This window comes from Mycobacterium sp. 050272 (assembly GCF_039023525.1).
Classification (GTDB): domain Bacteria; phylum Actinomycetota; class Actinomycetes; order Mycobacteriales; family Mycobacteriaceae; genus Mycobacterium.
Window position 1 is genome coordinate 37,630 of sequence record NZ_JBCHKV010000002.1, and the last position, 15,297, is coordinate 52,926.

9 protein-coding genes are annotated in these 15,297 nt (G+C 67.7%); 5 read left to right on the forward strand and 4 right to left on the reverse strand.

What is annotated here, in order from left to right; genetic code table 11:
- Nucleotides 1-13: 13 nt before the first annotated feature.
- Nucleotides 14-3,430, forward strand: coding sequence for a TM0106 family RecB-like putative nuclease (locus tag AAHS21_RS04940; protein WP_342926608.1), 3,417 nt, complete (start codon nucleotides 14-16; stop codon nucleotides 3,428-3,430).
- Here the strand turns inward: AAHS21_RS04940 and AAHS21_RS04945 are convergent.
- Nucleotides 3,427-5,343, reverse strand: coding sequence for an MFS transporter (locus AAHS21_RS04945; protein WP_342927077.1), 1,917 nt, complete (start codon nucleotides 5,341-5,343; stop codon nucleotides 3,427-3,429). The two genes, AAHS21_RS04940 and AAHS21_RS04945, sit on opposite strands and share 4 nt — an antisense overlap.
- Before the next feature lie 333 nt (nucleotides 5,344-5,676).
- Here AAHS21_RS04945 and AAHS21_RS04950 point away from each other — a divergent pair, with 333 nt between their 5' ends.
- The 4 genes from AAHS21_RS04950 (at nucleotide 5,677) to AAHS21_RS04965 (ending at nucleotide 12,194) form a co-directional block, all read left to right on the forward strand.
- Complete coding sequence (locus AAHS21_RS04950; protein WP_342926609.1) at nucleotides 5,677-6,465, forward strand: hypothetical protein; 789 nt, start codon at nucleotides 5,677-5,679, stop codon at nucleotides 6,463-6,465.
- A 181-nt stretch (nucleotides 6,466-6,646) separates the two neighbouring features.
- Nucleotides 6,647-10,348 carry a multifunctional oxoglutarate decarboxylase/oxoglutarate dehydrogenase thiamine pyrophosphate-binding subunit/dihydrolipoyllysine-residue succinyltransferase subunit gene (locus AAHS21_RS04955; protein ID WP_342926610.1) on the forward strand — a complete coding sequence of 1,234 codons (3,702 nt, stop codon included), beginning with the start codon at nucleotides 6,647-6,649 and terminating at the stop codon, nucleotides 10,346-10,348.
- Nucleotides 10,349-10,425: 77 nt separating this feature from the next.
- Nucleotides 10,426-11,292, forward strand: a complete 867-nt coding sequence (locus AAHS21_RS04960) for an SDR family oxidoreductase (protein WP_342927078.1) — start codon at nucleotides 10,426-10,428, stop codon at nucleotides 11,290-11,292.
- Between the two features lie 68 nt (nucleotides 11,293-11,360).
- A complete protein-coding gene (locus tag AAHS21_RS04965; protein WP_342926611.1) occupies nucleotides 11,361-12,194 on the forward strand; it encodes an SDR family NAD(P)-dependent oxidoreductase in 834 nt (277 codons plus the stop codon).
- 3 nt (nucleotides 12,195-12,197) lie between these two features.
- On the opposite strand, the gene AAHS21_RS04970 is transcribed toward AAHS21_RS04965, so the two are convergent.
- Genes AAHS21_RS04970 through AAHS21_RS04980 form a run of 3 tightly spaced genes read right to left on the reverse strand, consistent with a single transcriptional unit; the run spans nucleotide 12,198 to nucleotide 15,290 of the window.
- Complete coding sequence (locus AAHS21_RS04970) at nucleotides 12,198-13,076, reverse strand: glycine betaine ABC transporter substrate-binding protein (protein WP_342926612.1); 879 nt, start codon at nucleotides 13,074-13,076, stop codon at nucleotides 12,198-12,200.
- Nucleotides 13,073-14,245 carry an NADP-dependent malic enzyme gene (locus AAHS21_RS04975; protein WP_342926613.1) on the reverse strand — a complete coding sequence of 391 codons (1,173 nt, stop codon included), beginning with the start codon at nucleotides 14,243-14,245 and terminating at the stop codon, nucleotides 13,073-13,075. The genes AAHS21_RS04970 and AAHS21_RS04975 overlap by 4 nt, the downstream gene beginning before the upstream one ends.
- Nucleotides 14,246-14,300: 55 nt before the next feature.
- Nucleotides 14,301-15,290, reverse strand: coding sequence for a malate dehydrogenase (locus AAHS21_RS04980; RefSeq protein ID WP_342926614.1), 990 nt, complete (start codon nucleotides 15,288-15,290; stop codon nucleotides 14,301-14,303).
- Between the last annotated feature and the right edge of the window lie 7 nt (nucleotides 15,291-15,297).

Sequence of the window (15,297 nt, forward strand, 5' to 3'; positions counted from 1 at the left end):
TACAGTGGCTGCTGTGTTCGTCACCGACGACAGCATCGTGTACAGCGCGTCGGACCTGGCCGCGGCCGCCCGATGCGAGTACGCGCTGCTCCGGAATTTCGACGCGAAGCTGGGCCGGGGTCCCGCCGTCGACGTCGAGGACGAGTTGCTGGCGCGCACCGCCGCCCTTGGTGACGACCACGAGCGACGCGAACTCGACCGGCTGCGCGACGAGTTCGCCGACGGCGTCGCGGTTATCGGGCGTCCGGCATACACGCTGGCCGGTCTGACCGCCGCCGCCGAGGCGACCCGGCGCGCGATCGCCAACCACGCCCCGGTGGTCTATCAAGCCGCGATGTTCGACGGCCGCTTCGTCGGGTTCGCCGACTTCCTGGTCGCCGACGGTGCGCGGTACCGGCTCGTCGACACCAAGCTGGCCCGCTCCCCCAAGGTCACCGCGTTGCTGCAGCTGGCGGCCTATGCCGACGCGCTGACCCAGATGGGCGTGGCGGTCGCGGACGAGGCGGAACTGCGGCTGGGCGACGGCACGGTGGTGCGCTACCGGGTCTGCGATCTGATCCCGGTCTTTCGTTCCCAGCGCGTGCTGTTGCAGCGGCTGCTCGACCAGCACCACGCCGGCGGAGCCGCGGTGCGCTGGGAGGACGAGGGCGTGCGGGCGTGTTTTCGCTGTCCGCTGTGCGTCGAGCAGGTGCAGGCAACCGATGATCTGCTGCTGGTGGCCGGCATGCGTGTCAGCCAGCGGGACAGGCTGATCGATGCCGGGATCACCACGGTCGCCGACCTGGCCCGGCACTGCGGGCCGGTGCCCGACCTGGCTCCCAGCGCGGTGGCCAAGCTGACTGCCCAAGCGAAACTACAAATGCGGCAACGCGATACCGGAATCGCTCAGTTCGAGGTCGTCGATCCGCAGCCGCTGACACTGTTGCCGGAGCCCGACGCCGGTGATCTGTTCTTCGACTTCGAGGGCGACCCGCTGTGGACCGCTGACGGCCAGGATTGGGGCCTGGAGTACCTGTTCGGCGTGCTGGATGCCGCGGGGAAATTCAGCCCGCTGTGGGCGCACAACCGGGTCGACGAGCGCAAGGCTCTGATCGATTTCCTGACGATGGTGAAAAAGCGCCGCAAGCGCCGGCCCAACATGCACATCTACCATTACGCGCCGTACGAGAAGACCGCGCTGTTGCGGCTGGCCGGACGCTACGGCGTCGGCGAGGACGACGTCGACGACCTGTTACGCAGCGGGACGCTGGTGGACCTGTACCCGTTGGTGCGCAAGAGCATTCGATGCGGTGCTGAGTCGTTCAGCCTCAAGGCCCTCGAGCCGCTGTACATGGGGGCACAGCTGCGCTCGGGCGACGTGACGACCGCCGCCGACTCGATCACCTCCTACGCCAAGTCCTGCGAGCTGCGCGACACCGGCCGCACCGACGAGGCCGAGACCGTGCTCAAGGAGATCGAAGACTACAACCACTACGACTGCCGGTCGACGCAGGAGCTGCGCAACTGGCTGCTGGTGCGTGCATGGGAATCCGGCGTCACACCCGTTGGTGCTCAACCGGTTTCCGGCGGCAACGCCGTCGAGGACCACGACGAGCTGGCGACCGCGCTGGCGGCGTTCACCGGGGACGTTGCCGTCGGCGACCGCACGCCGGAACAGATCGCCGTCGCACTGGTGGGCGCGGCGCGCGGCTACCACCGGCGCGAGGACAAACCGTTCTGGTGGGCACATTTCGACCGGCTGAACTTCCCGGTCGACGAATGGGCGGACAACACCGACGTATTCGTCGCCGACCCGGCACCGGGCAGCGTATCGGTCAGCGTGGAGTGGCATACCCCACGCAAGGCCCGCAAGCCGCAGCGACGGGTGAGGATGCGCGGCGAGCTGGCCCGCGGCGACCTGGTGCGCGACGTCTTCGCACTCTACGAGGCACCGGCGCCGCCGAGCATGACCGACAGTCCGGACCGGCGTGCGGCCGGACGGGCCACCGTCGTCGAGGCCGACGATCCGGCAGTGCCCACCGAAGTCGTCATCCTCGAACGAATAGGCAGTGATGGCAACGCTTTTCACCAACTACCCTTCGCCCTGACGCCCGGTCCGCCGCTGCCCACGACCGCGCTGCGCGAGTCGATCGAGTCCACCGCGATCGCGGTCGCGGCCGGCCTGCCGCAACTGCCCCGCACGGCGATGATCGACGTCCTGCTGCGCTCGGCACCCCGCACCAAGAACCCGCTGCCGCGCAGCACCGACACGATCGCCGACATCACCGCGGCGGCACTGGATCTCGAGTCGTCCTACCTTGCGGTACACGGGCCGCCGGGGACCGGAAAGACCTACACCGCGGCGGCGGTGATCACCCGCCTGGTCACCGAGCACGGCTGGCGCGTGGGCGTGGTCGCACAGTCGCACGCCACGGTGGAGAACCTGCTCGACGCCGTGATCGATGCCGGGCTGGCACCGAGCCGGGTCGCGAAGAAGAAGTACGACCACCACGCCCCGCGTTGGCAGGAAATCGATGGCAGCGAATACGGCGCATTCATCTCGGCCAATGCCGGATGCGTGATCGGTGGCACGGCTTGGGATTTCGCCAACGCCAATCGGGTGCTTCCGGGCAGCCTGGATCTCCTGGTGATCGACGAGGCGGGCCAGTTCTGCCTGGCCAACACGATCGCCGTGGCGCCGTCGGCACGCAACCTGCTGTTGCTCGGGGACCCCCAGCAGCTGCCCCAAGTCAGCCAGGGCACCCATCCCGAACCCGTCGACACGTCCGCCCTCGATTGGCTGGTCGACGGTCAGCGCACGTTGCCCGACGAGCGCGGTTACTTTCTGGACCTGTCCTACCGGATGCACCCGGCCGTTTGCGCCGCGGTCTCCGAGCTGTCGTACGAAGGCCGACTGCATTCGGTCACCGAGCGCACCGCCGCCCGCCGCCTCGACGGCTGCGTGCCCGGTGTGCATGTGATTTCCGTTCGCCACCAAGGCAATTCGATCGAAAGCCGCGAGGAGGCCGACGCGATCGTCGACCAGATCGGGCGCCTACTCGGGTCGTCGTGGAGCGACGAGCACGGCAGCCGGCCGCTGGCCGCCCCGGACGTGCTGGTGCTGGCACCGTACAACGCTCAGGTGGCACTGATGCGCCGGCGGCTGGCCTCCGTGGGCCTGGATGCGGTGCGGGTCGGGACCGTCGACAAGTTCCAGGGTGGACAGGCACCGGTGGTCTTCATCTCGATGACAGCATCGTCGGTCGACGAAGTGCCACGCGGAATCTCGTTCCTGCTCAATAGAAATCGGCTCAACGTCGCGGTCAGTCGGGCGCAGTACGCAGCGGTGATCGTGCGCTCGGAGCTGCTGACCGAATACCTGCCGACCACACCGGCCGGCCTGCTGGAGTTGGGCGGCTTTCTGGCGCTGACGGCGACCGGTGAAGCCTAGCTGCCCGAGGAATGCCGGCCGCGGCCGGTGGGATCGTCGTCCGGGCCGTAACGCTGCCCCCGCGGCGCCCGCAGAGAGCCGTCCACCCGCCGACCCGGCGACGGGGCGCTGCGATCGCTGCGGGTAGCCGGGCCGTGCCAGTGCGGCGGTAGCTCGACGATAGACCGGTACCTCTTTTCGCGATCGATGTGAGATCCGTTGTGGGCGAAGCCAATCGGCTTGGGTCGCGACGGTGGATCGTCGCGACTGCGCCGCCGCGGCCCGGCGGGATCGGTGTACAGCTCCTCGGGCGGTGCTCCCGCGGCCCTGGGCGGTGCTACCGCGGCGCGGGGCGCGGGCTGGCCGCTCTGCTCGCGGCGCAGGATGACTTCGACGTAGTCGTCGTCATCATCGTGATCGTCGTCGTTCGACGCCGCGGCGCCCCGGCCCGCGCGCGACATCATCGAAGACGCGAAGCCGACCAGGAACAGCGCGGCGACGATCCCGAACAACGCGATGAACGCGGGCAGCAGCACCGACTGTGACATCGCCGCCGCGAACGGCTCGCGCAGGAATTCGGGCAATTGCAGCGCAATGGCGCCATCGGCCGCATCGTGCTCGGACACCTCAGGCGGCATCTCGGCACCGATGCGCCACGCCATGAATGCGGCCATCGCGGCGCTGCCGAGTACCGCTCCGAGCTGGCGGACCGAGTTGTAGACGGCGGAACCGGTTCCGGCCAGTTCGGGTGGCAGATTGCGGGTCGCGGTGGCCGTCAGCGGCGACCACACGAACGCCATCCCGACACCGACCATGAAGAACGCCGACAGCAGCAGCCAGATCGGCGTATCGGGGGTCATCTCGAACGACAGCCAGGTCAACGAGATCGCCAGCACCGAAAAGCCGAACCCCAGCACCGGCCGCGGGTGGTATCGGTCGACGATCAGGCCGACGAACGGCGCGAGCGCGCCATTGGCAATCGCCATCGGGGCGATCACCAGGGCCGACATCGTCGGCGACAGCCCGCACACCAACTGCGTATAGAAGGTCAGCGGCAACATCATCGCGGTCGCCGAGAACGAGGTGATGCCGACCCCGAGGCTGCAGAGACTGAAATCGCGGTCAGTGAACACGTCCAGCGGGATCAGCGGCTCGCGGGTGTTCACCGACTGCCAGTAGGCGAACGCCGAGACGAACCCGACGCCGGCCACGACCGTCGCCCAGATCCATGGCTGCCAATGAGCCGACTGGCCCTGCTGCAGACCGAACACGATCAAAAACATGCCTACCCCGGACAGGGCGACGCCGAGCAGATCGAACCGATGCGCACGGATGGGTAGCTCGGGAATCAGCCCCACCGCCAGTGCCAGCCCGACGAGACCGATCGGGATGTTGACGAAGAAGATCCATTTCCAGCCCAGCCCGTCCACCAGCACGCCACCGACCAACGGGCCCACCAGGCTGGCGACGCCGGCGGTGGAGCCCCACAGGCTGACCGCGATCCCGCGCCGTTGCGGCGGGAAGATCCGCGTGATTGTCGACAATGTCTGCGGGGTGAGCACGCCGGCCCCGATCCCCTGCACCACCCGGGCGGCGATGAGCATGCCGGCACTACCGGCCAGTCCGCACCACATCGAGGCGGCGGTGAACACCACCAGGCCGATCAAGTAGAGGTTTTTCGGCCCGTACCGATCCCCCAGCCGGCCGGCCACCAGCAACACCACCGCGTACCCGAGCAGGTAGGCGCTCGTCACCCAGATGACCGCGTCGTAGCCGATATGCAGGTCGGCCATGATGGTCGGGTTGGCGATCGCGACGATGGTCGAGTCGACCATGATCATGAAGAACCCGATCATCATCGCGAAGAGCGCAAGCCACGGGTTGTCGCGGCTGCGCGGCCCCGGGGACACGAGGAACTTGCGTTCCGGCGCCATGTCGGCACGGCTGGGCCCCGCGCACCGGGTTCCGCCGGACGACGACCCGGACGTGGCCCCGGAAGTGGCCCCGGTCATGCATTCACCTCGCTTTAGCGCCCGACGACCGGCTTGCCGCCGTGAGCAGGTGTGATACCGCCCGCACGCCACGATTCCCCCAGCTGCAGCCGACAAACGGCCCGCATCGCCGCCGAGCGGTGTCCCGCCTGCATTATTCCGGGTCGCCCGACCATCCGCCGTCCGCGGTCGAGTTGACGCGCAGCGATCGCGGCTGGCGCCACGTTCAGCAAACGCGCGTTAGCCTGAAGAGACGCCATTGGCAGGAGAGGCACCATGAGCGCGCGACGCACAAGGTCAGGGCCCTGGTCCCTGAGACGAACCGAACCACCGCCAGAGCACGTGCCGTCCGGCCGCTCCGGCCGCCCGAAGGCTTCGACGCGCGCATTGGCGCAGGTCATCGAGCGTAGTTCGCGGGCCCAGGGGCCCGCCGCCGAAGCACTGGTGGCCCGGCTGCGGCGGGCGAACCCCGACGCGAGCCCGGCCGAGATCGTCACCAAGCTGGAAAACCGCTACCTGACCGCGCTGATGGCCAGCGGTGCCGCGGTCGGTTCGGCGGCGACCTTTCCCGGGGTCGGGACGTTGACGGCGATGTCGGCGGGCGCCGGTGAAACCGTATTCTTCCTGGAAGCGACCGCCATCTTCGTGCTGTCGACCGCCCTGGTCTACGGCATTCCGGCCGATCATTACGAACGGCGCCGCGCGCTGGTGCTGTCGGTCCTGGTGGGCGACGACAGCAAGCGGGCCATCGGCGAGTTGATCGGTCCGGCGCGCACCAATGGCGGCTGGCTGGCCGAGGGCATGGCCTCGCTGCCGCTCTCGAGCCTGGGCCGGTTCAACACGCGCATGCTCAAGTACTTCGTCAAGCGCTACGCGTTGCGGCGCGGAGCGTTGATGTTCGGCAAAATGCTGCCGGTCGGCATCGGCGCCGTGGTCGGTGGCGGCGGCAACCGCATCATCGGCAAGAAGATCATCCGCAATGCCCGCCACGCTTTCGGGCCACCGCCGGTCCGCTGGCCGAACCCCTTGCACGTGTTGCCGCCGGTGTCCGAGGCGAGCCGGTAGTCCGCCAGACCCCGGTTCCCAAGGTCTCGCTGGCGAATCAGCAGCGAAGGGTTAGCCTTTATGGGGCGGAAACGTACCAGTCCGTCGCGGGTGTGAGGTACCTCGTCGACCGAGGTGCGCAGAGTCGCAGGCGCCGGGGCAATGGGCTTGCAGAGCATAGGAATTGAGGCGAGCAGCGACCGTGAGCAATAGCAGTTCACCATTCGGGCAAAACGAATGGCTGGTCGAGGAGATGTACCGCAAGTTCCGCGACGACCCGACGTCGGTGGATCCGAGCTGGCACGAGTTCTTGGTGGACTACAACCCGGAGTCTCCGGCCGCACCCACCCAGGACGCGCCGAGCCCGGCTGCCGCGCAGCCCGCCGCGGCACCCAAGCCGGTCGCCGTCGTCGCGCCGCCGGCCGCTGCCACCGCGGCTCAGCCCGCCGCCACCCCGGCCGGCAACGGCGCCGCGACCCCGGCGCCCGCGCCCAAGCCCGCCGCACCCCCACCGGCCGACGGCGACGAGGTGCAGGTGCTGCGTGGCGCCGCCGCGGCCGTCGTCAAGAACATGTCCGCCTCGCTGGACGTGCCGACGGCGACCAGCGTCCGTGCCGTCCCGGCGAAGCTGATGATCGACAACCGGATCGTCATCAACAACCAACTCAAGCGCACCCGCGGCGGCAAGATCTCTTTCACCCACCTGCTGGGCTACGCGCTGGTGCAGGCGGTCAAGAAATTCCCCAACATGAACCGGCACTACGCCGAGGTCGACGGCAAGCCCACCGCGGTCACCCCGGCGCACACCAACCTCGGTCTGGCCATCGACCTGCAGGGCAAGGACGGCAAGCGTTCGCTGGTGGTGGCCGGCATCAGGGGCTGCGAGACCCTGCGCTTCGCGGAGTTCGTCTCCGCCTACGAAGACATCGTGCGCCGCGCCCGTGACGGCAAGCTGACCGCCGAAGACTTTGCCGGAGTAACGATTTCGCTGACCAACCCGGGCACCATCGGCACCGTGCACTCGGTGCCGCGACTGATGGCCGGCCAGGGCGCCATCATTGGTGTGGGCGCGATGGAATACCCCGCCGAATTCCAGGGCGCCAGCGAGGAGCGCATCGCCGAACTCGGTATCGGCAAGCTGATCACCCTCACCTCGACCTACGATCACCGCATCATTCAGGGTGCGGAATCGGGCGATTTCCTGCGCACCATCCACGAGATGCTGCTCTCGGATGCGTTCTGGGACGACATCTTCCGTGAGCTGGGCAACCCGTACCTGCCGGTGCGATGGAGCACCGACAACCCGGACTCGATCGTCGACAAGAACGCCCGGGTGATGGAATTGATTGCGGCATATCGCAATCGAGGGCATCTGATGGCCGACATCGACCCACTGCGGTTGGACACCGGCCGATTCCGCAGCCACCCCGACCTGGAAATCCTCAATCACGGCCTGACCCTGTGGGATCTGGACCGGGTGTTCAAAGTCAACGGCTTCGCCGGCTGCGAATACAAGAAGCTGCGCGACGTGCTGGGCCTGCTGCGCGATGCCTACTGCCGCCACATCGGCGTGGAATACACCCACATCCTCGAGCCCGAGCAGCAGCGCTGGCTGGAAGAGCGGGTCGAGACCAAGCACGTCAAACCGACGGTGGGCGAACAGAAGTACATTCTGAGCAAGCTCAACGCGGCCGAGGCCTTCGAAACCTTCCTGCAGACCAAATACGTTGGGCAGAAGCGGTTCTCGCTGGAAGGCGCCGAAAGCCAGATCCCGCTGATGGACGCGGTGATCGATCAGTGCGCCGAGCACGGCCTCGACGAAGTGGTCATCGCCATGCCACACCGGGGCCGGCTCAACGTGCTGGCCAACATCGTCGGCAAGCCCTACTCGCAGATCTTCAGCGAGTTCGAGGGCAACCTCAACCCGTCGCAGGCGCACGGTTCCGGTGACGTGAAGTATCACCTCGGTGCCACCGGCGTGTACCTGCAGATGTTCGGCGACAACGACATTGCGGTGTCGCTGACCGCCAACCCGTCTCACCTGGAGGCCGTCGACCCGGTCCTCGAGGGTCTGGTTCGGGCCAAGCAGGACCTGCTGGACAAGGGTGACAGCCCGGACGGCTTCTCGGTGATGCCGCTGATGCTGCACGGCGACGCCGCCTTCGCCGGCCAGGGCGTGGTCGCCGAGACACTGAACCTGGCACTGCTGCCCGGCTATCGCGTCGGTGGCACGATCCACGTGATCGTCAACAACCAGATCGGCTTCACCACCGCGCCGGAGTTCTCCAGGTCCAGCGAATACTGCACCGACGTGGCGAAAATGATTGGCGCGCCGATCTTCCACGTCAACGGCGACGACCCGGAAGCATGCGTGTGGGTGGCGCGGCTGGCCGTGGACTTCCGCCAGAAGTTCCACAAGGACGTCGTCATCGACATGTTGTGCTACCGCCGTCGCGGCCACAACGAGGGCGACGACCCGTCGATGACCAACCCCTACATGTACGACGTCGTCGACACCAAGCGCGGCGCCCGCAAGAGCTACACCGAAGCGTTGATCGGCCGCGGTGACATCTCGATGAAGGAAGCCGAGGACGCGCTGCGCGACTACCAGGGCCAACTGGAGCAGGTGTTCAACGAGGTCCGCGAGGTGGAAAAGCACGGCGTGCAGCCGAGCGCATCGGTGGAAGCCGACCAGCCGGTGCCCGCGGGGCTGGCCACCGCGGTGGACAAGGCGCTGCTGGCCCGCATCGGCGACGCGTTTCTGGCCGCGCCGGAGGGATTCTCGGTGCACCCGCGCGTGCAGCCGGTGCTGGAAAAGCGCCGGGAGATGGCCTACGAGGGCAAGATCGACTGGGCCTTCGGCGAGCTGCTGGCGCTGGGATCCCTTGTCGCAGAAGGCAAACTGATCCGGCTATCCGGCCAAGACACCCGCCGTGGCACCTTCTCGCAGCGTCATTCGGTGATCATCGATCGCCACAACTGCGCGGAGTTCACACCGCTGCAGCTACTGGCGACCAACCCCGACGGCACCCCGACCGGGGGCAAGTTCCTGGTCTACGACTCGCCGTTGTCCGAATATGCCGCGGTGGGTTTCGAGTACGGCTACACCGTGGGCAACCCGGACGCACTGGTGCTGTGGGAAGGGCAGTTCGGCGACTTCGTCAACGGCGCGCAGTCGATCATCGACGAGTTCATCAGCTCCGGTGAGGCCAAATGGGGCCAGTTGTCCAACGTGGTGCTGCTGCTGCCACACGGCCACGAAGGCCAGGGTCCCGACCACACCTCCGGCCGGATCGAGCGCTTCCTGCAGCTGTGGGCCGAGGGTTCAATGACGATCGCGATGCCGTCGACGCCGTCGAACTACTTCCACCTGCTGCGCCGGCACGCGCTGGACGGAATTCAGCGCCCGCTGATCGTATTCACCCCGAAGTCGATGCTGCGCAACAAGGCGGCCATCAGCGACATCCGGGACTTCACCGAGATCAAGTTCCGCTCGGTGCTCGAGGAACCCACCTACGAAGAAGGGGTCGGCGATCGCGGCAAGGTCCGCCGGATCCTGCTGACCAGCGGCAAGATCTACTACGAGTTGGCGGCACGTAAGGCCAAGGACAACCGCGATGACATCGCGATTGTGCGCATCGAGCAGCTCGCGCCGCTGCCGAAGCGGCGGCTGAGCGAAACGCTGGACCGCTACCCCGACGTCAGCGAGTACTTCTGGGTGCAGGAAGAGCCGGCCAACCAGGGTGCCTGGCCCCGGTTCGGCCTGGAGCTGCCCGAGCTACTGCCGGACAAACTGACCGGCATCAAGCGCATCTCGCGCCGGGCGATGTCGGCGCCGTCGTCGGGATCGTCGAAGGTGCACGCGGTCGAACAACAGGAGATACTCGACACCGCATTCGGCTGAGTTTTTCAGTCACCGGCTGGACCTCTGCAGACACCAGTTAACCTCGACGCATGGGGCGGACTTGGGAAAGGGTGTACATGCAGAAGTTCGCCGGCAAGGTCGCCGTCGTGACTGGGGCGGGTTCGGGCATCGGTCAGGCGCTGGCCGTCGAGCTCGGCCGCGCGGGTGCCAGCCTTGCGATCAGTGACGTCAACACCGAAGGACTGGCCCAGACCGAAGAGCAGCTGAAGGCGATCGGCGCGCCGGTCAAGGCCGACCAGCTCGACGTCACCGAGCGCGAGGCCTTCCTGGCCTACGCCGACGACGTCAAGGACCACTTCGGCAAGGTCAACCAGATCTACAACAACGCGGGGCTCACCCACATCGGCACCCTGGAGTTCAGCGACTTCAAGGACATCGAGCGGGTGATGGACGTCGACTTCTGGGGTGTCGTCAATGGCACTAAAGCCTTTCTCCCCCATGTGATCGCGTCCGGAGACGGCCACATCATCAACATCTCCAGCGTGCTTGGGGTGATGGCGCTGCCCGGTCAGGTCGCCTACGTCTCGGCCAAGTTCGCCGTCCGCGGATTCACCGAGGCGCTGCGCCAGGAGATGGCGGTGGCCGGCCACCCGGTGGGGGTGACCGTGGTACACCCGGGCGGTGTCAAGACCTCGTTCGGCACCAACGCCGTCGTCGCCGAGGGCATGGGCATCGACCACGAGCAGATGCTGGAAAACTTCGATCAGCAGGTGGCCAAGACCACACCGCAACAGGCCGCCCAAACCATCATGGCCGCGGTGGGCAAGAACAAGGCCCGGGTGCTGATCGGCGCCGACGCGAAATCCGCGGACCTGCTGGTGCGCGTTGCCGGCACGCGATACCACGAGCTGCTGTTCGGTGGGCCGGGCCTGCTGGGCCGGGTGACGACCTTCGCGCGCGGGTTGCTGGCGCGCAGGAGCTGACCCGTTACTACCCGGGACCGTCGGTACCGGTAATCTCGAGGCAATTGTGGACATGAGGGAGGGTGCACGTGCAGGGGTTCGCCGGCAAGGTCGCGGTGGTCACGGGTGCGGGTTCGGGCATCGGCCAGGCGCTGGCCGTCGAGCTGGCGCGCTCGGGTGCCAGCGTCGCGATCAGTGACGTCAACACCGAAGGACTGGCCCAGACCGAGGAACGGCTCCAGGCCATCGGCGCGCCGGTGCGCTCCGATCGGCTCGACGTGAGCGAACGCGAGGCTTTCCTGGCCTACGCCGACGCCGTCAACGAGCACTTCGGCAAGGTCAACCAGATCTACAACAACGCCGGGATCGCTTTCACCGGCGACATCGAGGTCAGCCAGTTCAAGGACATCGAACGGGTGATGGACGTCGACTTTTGGGGAGTTGTCAACGGCACCAAGGCATTTCTGCCCCACCTGATCGCATCCGGGGACGGCCACGTCGTCAACGTCTCCAGCGTGTTCGGGTTGTTCTCGGTGCCGGGCCAGGCCGCCTACAACGCGGCCAAGTTCGCGGTGCGGGGGTTCACCGAGGCGCTGCGCCAGGAGATGTGGGTGGCCGGGCACCCGGTGAAGGTGACCACGGTGCACCCGGGCGGCATCAAGACCGGGATCGCGCGCAACGCCACCGCGGCCGAAGGAATCGACGCGGCCCAACTGGCCAAGGTCTTCGACAAGCGGATGGCCAGGACCAGCCCGGAGACGGCCGCGCGGGTGATCCTGGACGCGGTCCGCAAGAACAAGCCCCGGGTGCTGGTCGGCACGGACGCCAAGGTGCTCGATGCCTTGGTGCGACTGACCGGCCCGGGATACCAGCGGCTGTTCGGGACCGCCACGCGCCGCATTCTGCCCAGCGGCAAGCGGTAGTCCTCAGCGCCCCAACGGGTGTTCGGCGAGCCAGCCGGCGGCGACCGCCAACGCGTCGGCACCGCCGGCGACCTGGCGGCGCATGTCGGCCAGGGCCGCGGTGTCCAGCACACCTGCCACTTCGTTGAGCGCCAGCACCTGCCGATCGGTCAGCGCGTTGCGGCGGTAGAGGGGCACCACGTTCTCCGCCCGGATCAAGGCCGGCTTGCCGTCGGCCAGTGACACCAGGTCGCCCGGAATGGCGGGGTCGGCGGTGGTGGCCCATCCCGTGGTCAGCTGGCCGGCCATTATTGCCGCGAACATCGTTGTGCCGTCTGGGAATTCGCGAGGAGCGGGCAGCCGGCAGCTGCCGATCGCCGTCGGGGCCTGATGACCGGCCACCAGCCCGACAACCAGCCCGTCACAGTGCTTGGGCAGCACGGAAAGATCCGCACTGCGGTCCTGCCCACCCCAGGCCTTGGCGGTCGGCTGGGTCACCAGCAGCACGGGTTTGTCCTCGGCGGCGGTGGTGTAGTCGCCCGCGGCGATGCCCTCGGGCAGTGCCGACACCATTGCGCGGTAGACCTGCGTGTCCGAGATCGCCATGGCCCCGGGCTGCAGGCTCTGCAGCGTGCGACCGGTGAAGGCGGGCGTCACGGTGAAGGCGCCGGAGTCCAGTCGCGCCATCGGATCGTCGGCGGTCTGAACTTCCGCGGCGAAACCGTAGGACCGTAGTGCCGCGAGGTAGACGCCGGCCAACAGCCTCGACGTCGGATCATTGCGGGATCCGACCACCAGCGCAGCCGCATCGCGGTGATCCCCGGGACCGGCCGAACAGCCGGCGCAGGGCGAGGCGGCGAGCACGGCGGCGATCAGCAGCGCCGCCAGCTTGCCGATTCTCACGCCGAGGAGTCTGCCGCCTGCGCCACGGCTTGCGCCACCGCCTCGCCGACACCCGGGTCCAGCGGGCTCGGCACGATCCGGTCGGCCGAGAGGTCGTCGCTCACGACGGCGAAGATCGCCTCGGCCGCGGCCACCATCATCTTTTGGGTGATCCGCCGGGCCCCGGCGTCCAGCGCGCCGCGGAACACCCCGGGGAACGCCAGCACATTGTTGATCTGGTTCGGGAAGTCGCTGCGCCCGGTGGCCACCACGGCGGCGTACTTGGCTGCGATGTCGGGACGGATCTCCGGGTCGGGATTCGACAGCGCGAACACGACGCAGTCCGGGGCCATCGTGGCGATGAGCTCCTCGGGCACCACGCCGGCCGACACCCCCAGAAACACGTCGGCTTCCTTGAGTGCTTCCACCATGCCGCCGGCCAGACCACGGGGATTACTGCTGCGTGCCAGATCGGTCTTGACGACGTTCATGTCGTCGCGGCCGATGTGCAGGATGCCGCGCGAGTCGAGCACGGTGACATCCGAAACCCCCATGGCGAGAAGGAGTTTCGAGCACGCAACACCTGCCGCCCCGGCACCCGAGACCACCACCCGCATCGAGCCCATGTCGCGGCCGAGCCACTTGGCGGCACCCATCAGCGCGGCCAGCACGACGATCGCGGTGCCGTGCTGGTCGTCGTGCATCACCGGGCAGTCCAGCGCCTCAATGGCCCGTCGTTCGATCTCGAAGCAGCGCGGCGCCGAGATGTCCTCGAGGTTGACCGCACCGAACGTCGGCCGCAGCCGCACCAGGGTTTCGACGATCTCGTCGGGATCCTTGGTGTCCAGCACGATCGGGATCGCGTCCAGATCGGCGAACTGCTTGAACAGCGCGCTTTTGCCCTCCATCACCGGCAGCGCCGCCGCCGGTCCGATGTCGCCGAGACCGAGCACCGCGCTGCCGTCGCTGACGACGGCCACCAGCCGGTTCGCCCACGTGTAGCGATCGGCCAGGGTGTGGTCGGCCGCGATCGCCCGACTGACCTGTGCGACGCCCGGCGTGTACGCGATCGACAATGCGCGCTGCGTGTCCAGCGGGGCCTTCATCGCGACCGAAAGCTTCCCACCTACGTGGGCGTCGAAGATCTCGTCGTCCCCGATGTCGATCTGTGACGGCACGATTTCGGACACGCGCCCAGGGTACTGACTACTCATTAGTAGCCCTAATCGACTGTGTCCGATCCCTTCAGATCAGCTTCAGCTCGGTGACCGCCGCGCGCTCGTCGACCAGCTCGGCGGTGGTCTTGTCGATGCGGCCGCGGGAGAACTCGTCGATCTCCAGCCCCTGCACGATGGACCAGTTGCCGTCCTTCGTGGTCACCGGGAACGACGACACGATGCCCTCGGGCACGCCGTAGGAGCCGTCGGAGTACACCGCCATCGACACCCAGTCACCGTCCGGGCTGCCCAGCAGCCAGGAGCGGGCGGCGTCGACGGTGGCCGAGGCGGCCGAGGCGGCCGAGGAGGCCCCGCGCGCGTCGATGATCGCCGCACCACGCTTGGCGACGGTCGGGATGAAGTCGTTCTCGATCCAGTTCTGGTCGGCCACGACCTCGGCGGCATTCTTGCCGCCGATCTCGGCGTGGAAGATGTCCGGGTATTGGGTGGCCGAGTGGTTGCCCCAGATGGTCATCTTCTTGATGTCGGTGACCGCGGCGCCGGTCTTGCGGGCCAGCTGCGAGATCGCCCGGTTGTGGTCCAGGCGGGTCAGCGCGGAGAACCGCTCCTTGGGGATGTCGGGGGCGTTGCTGAGCGCGATCAGCGCGTTCGTGTTGGCCGGGTTACCGGTCACACCGATGCGGATGTCGTCGGCGGCAACCGAGTTCAGCGCCTTGCCCTGCGCGGTGAAGATCGCGCCGTTGGCTTCCAGCAGGTCGCTGCGCTCCATGCCCGGGCCGCGCGGCCGCGCGCCGACCAGCAGCGCCAGGTTCACGCCGTCGAAGATCTTGTTGGCGTCCGCGCCGATCTCGACGCCGGACAGCAACGGGAACGCGCAGTCGTCGAGTTCCATCACGACGCCCTCGAGTGCCTTGAGCGCGGGCTCGATCTCGAGCAGCCGCAGTTCGATCGGGCGGTCGGGCCCCAGCAGGGAGCCGCTGGCCAGGCGGAACAACAGGCTGTAGCCGATCTGGCCGGCAGCGCCGGTGACGGCGACCTTCAGAGGAGTTGCGCTCACGTCGTTG

Bases quoted from the DNA above. Each gene is read 5' to 3' on its own strand.
- AAHS21_RS04945 (WP_342927077.1), bottom strand. From the start codon at position 5,343: ATGGCGCCGGAACGCAAGTTCCTCGTGTCCCCGGGGCCGCGCAGCCGC.
- AAHS21_RS04950 (WP_342926609.1), top strand. From the start codon at position 5,677: ATGAGCGCGCGACGCACAAGGTCAGGGCCCTGGTCCCTGAGACGAACC.
- AAHS21_RS04960 (WP_342927078.1), top strand. From the start codon at position 10,426: ATGCAGAAGTTCGCCGGCAAGGTCGCCGTCGTGACTGGGGCGGGTTCG.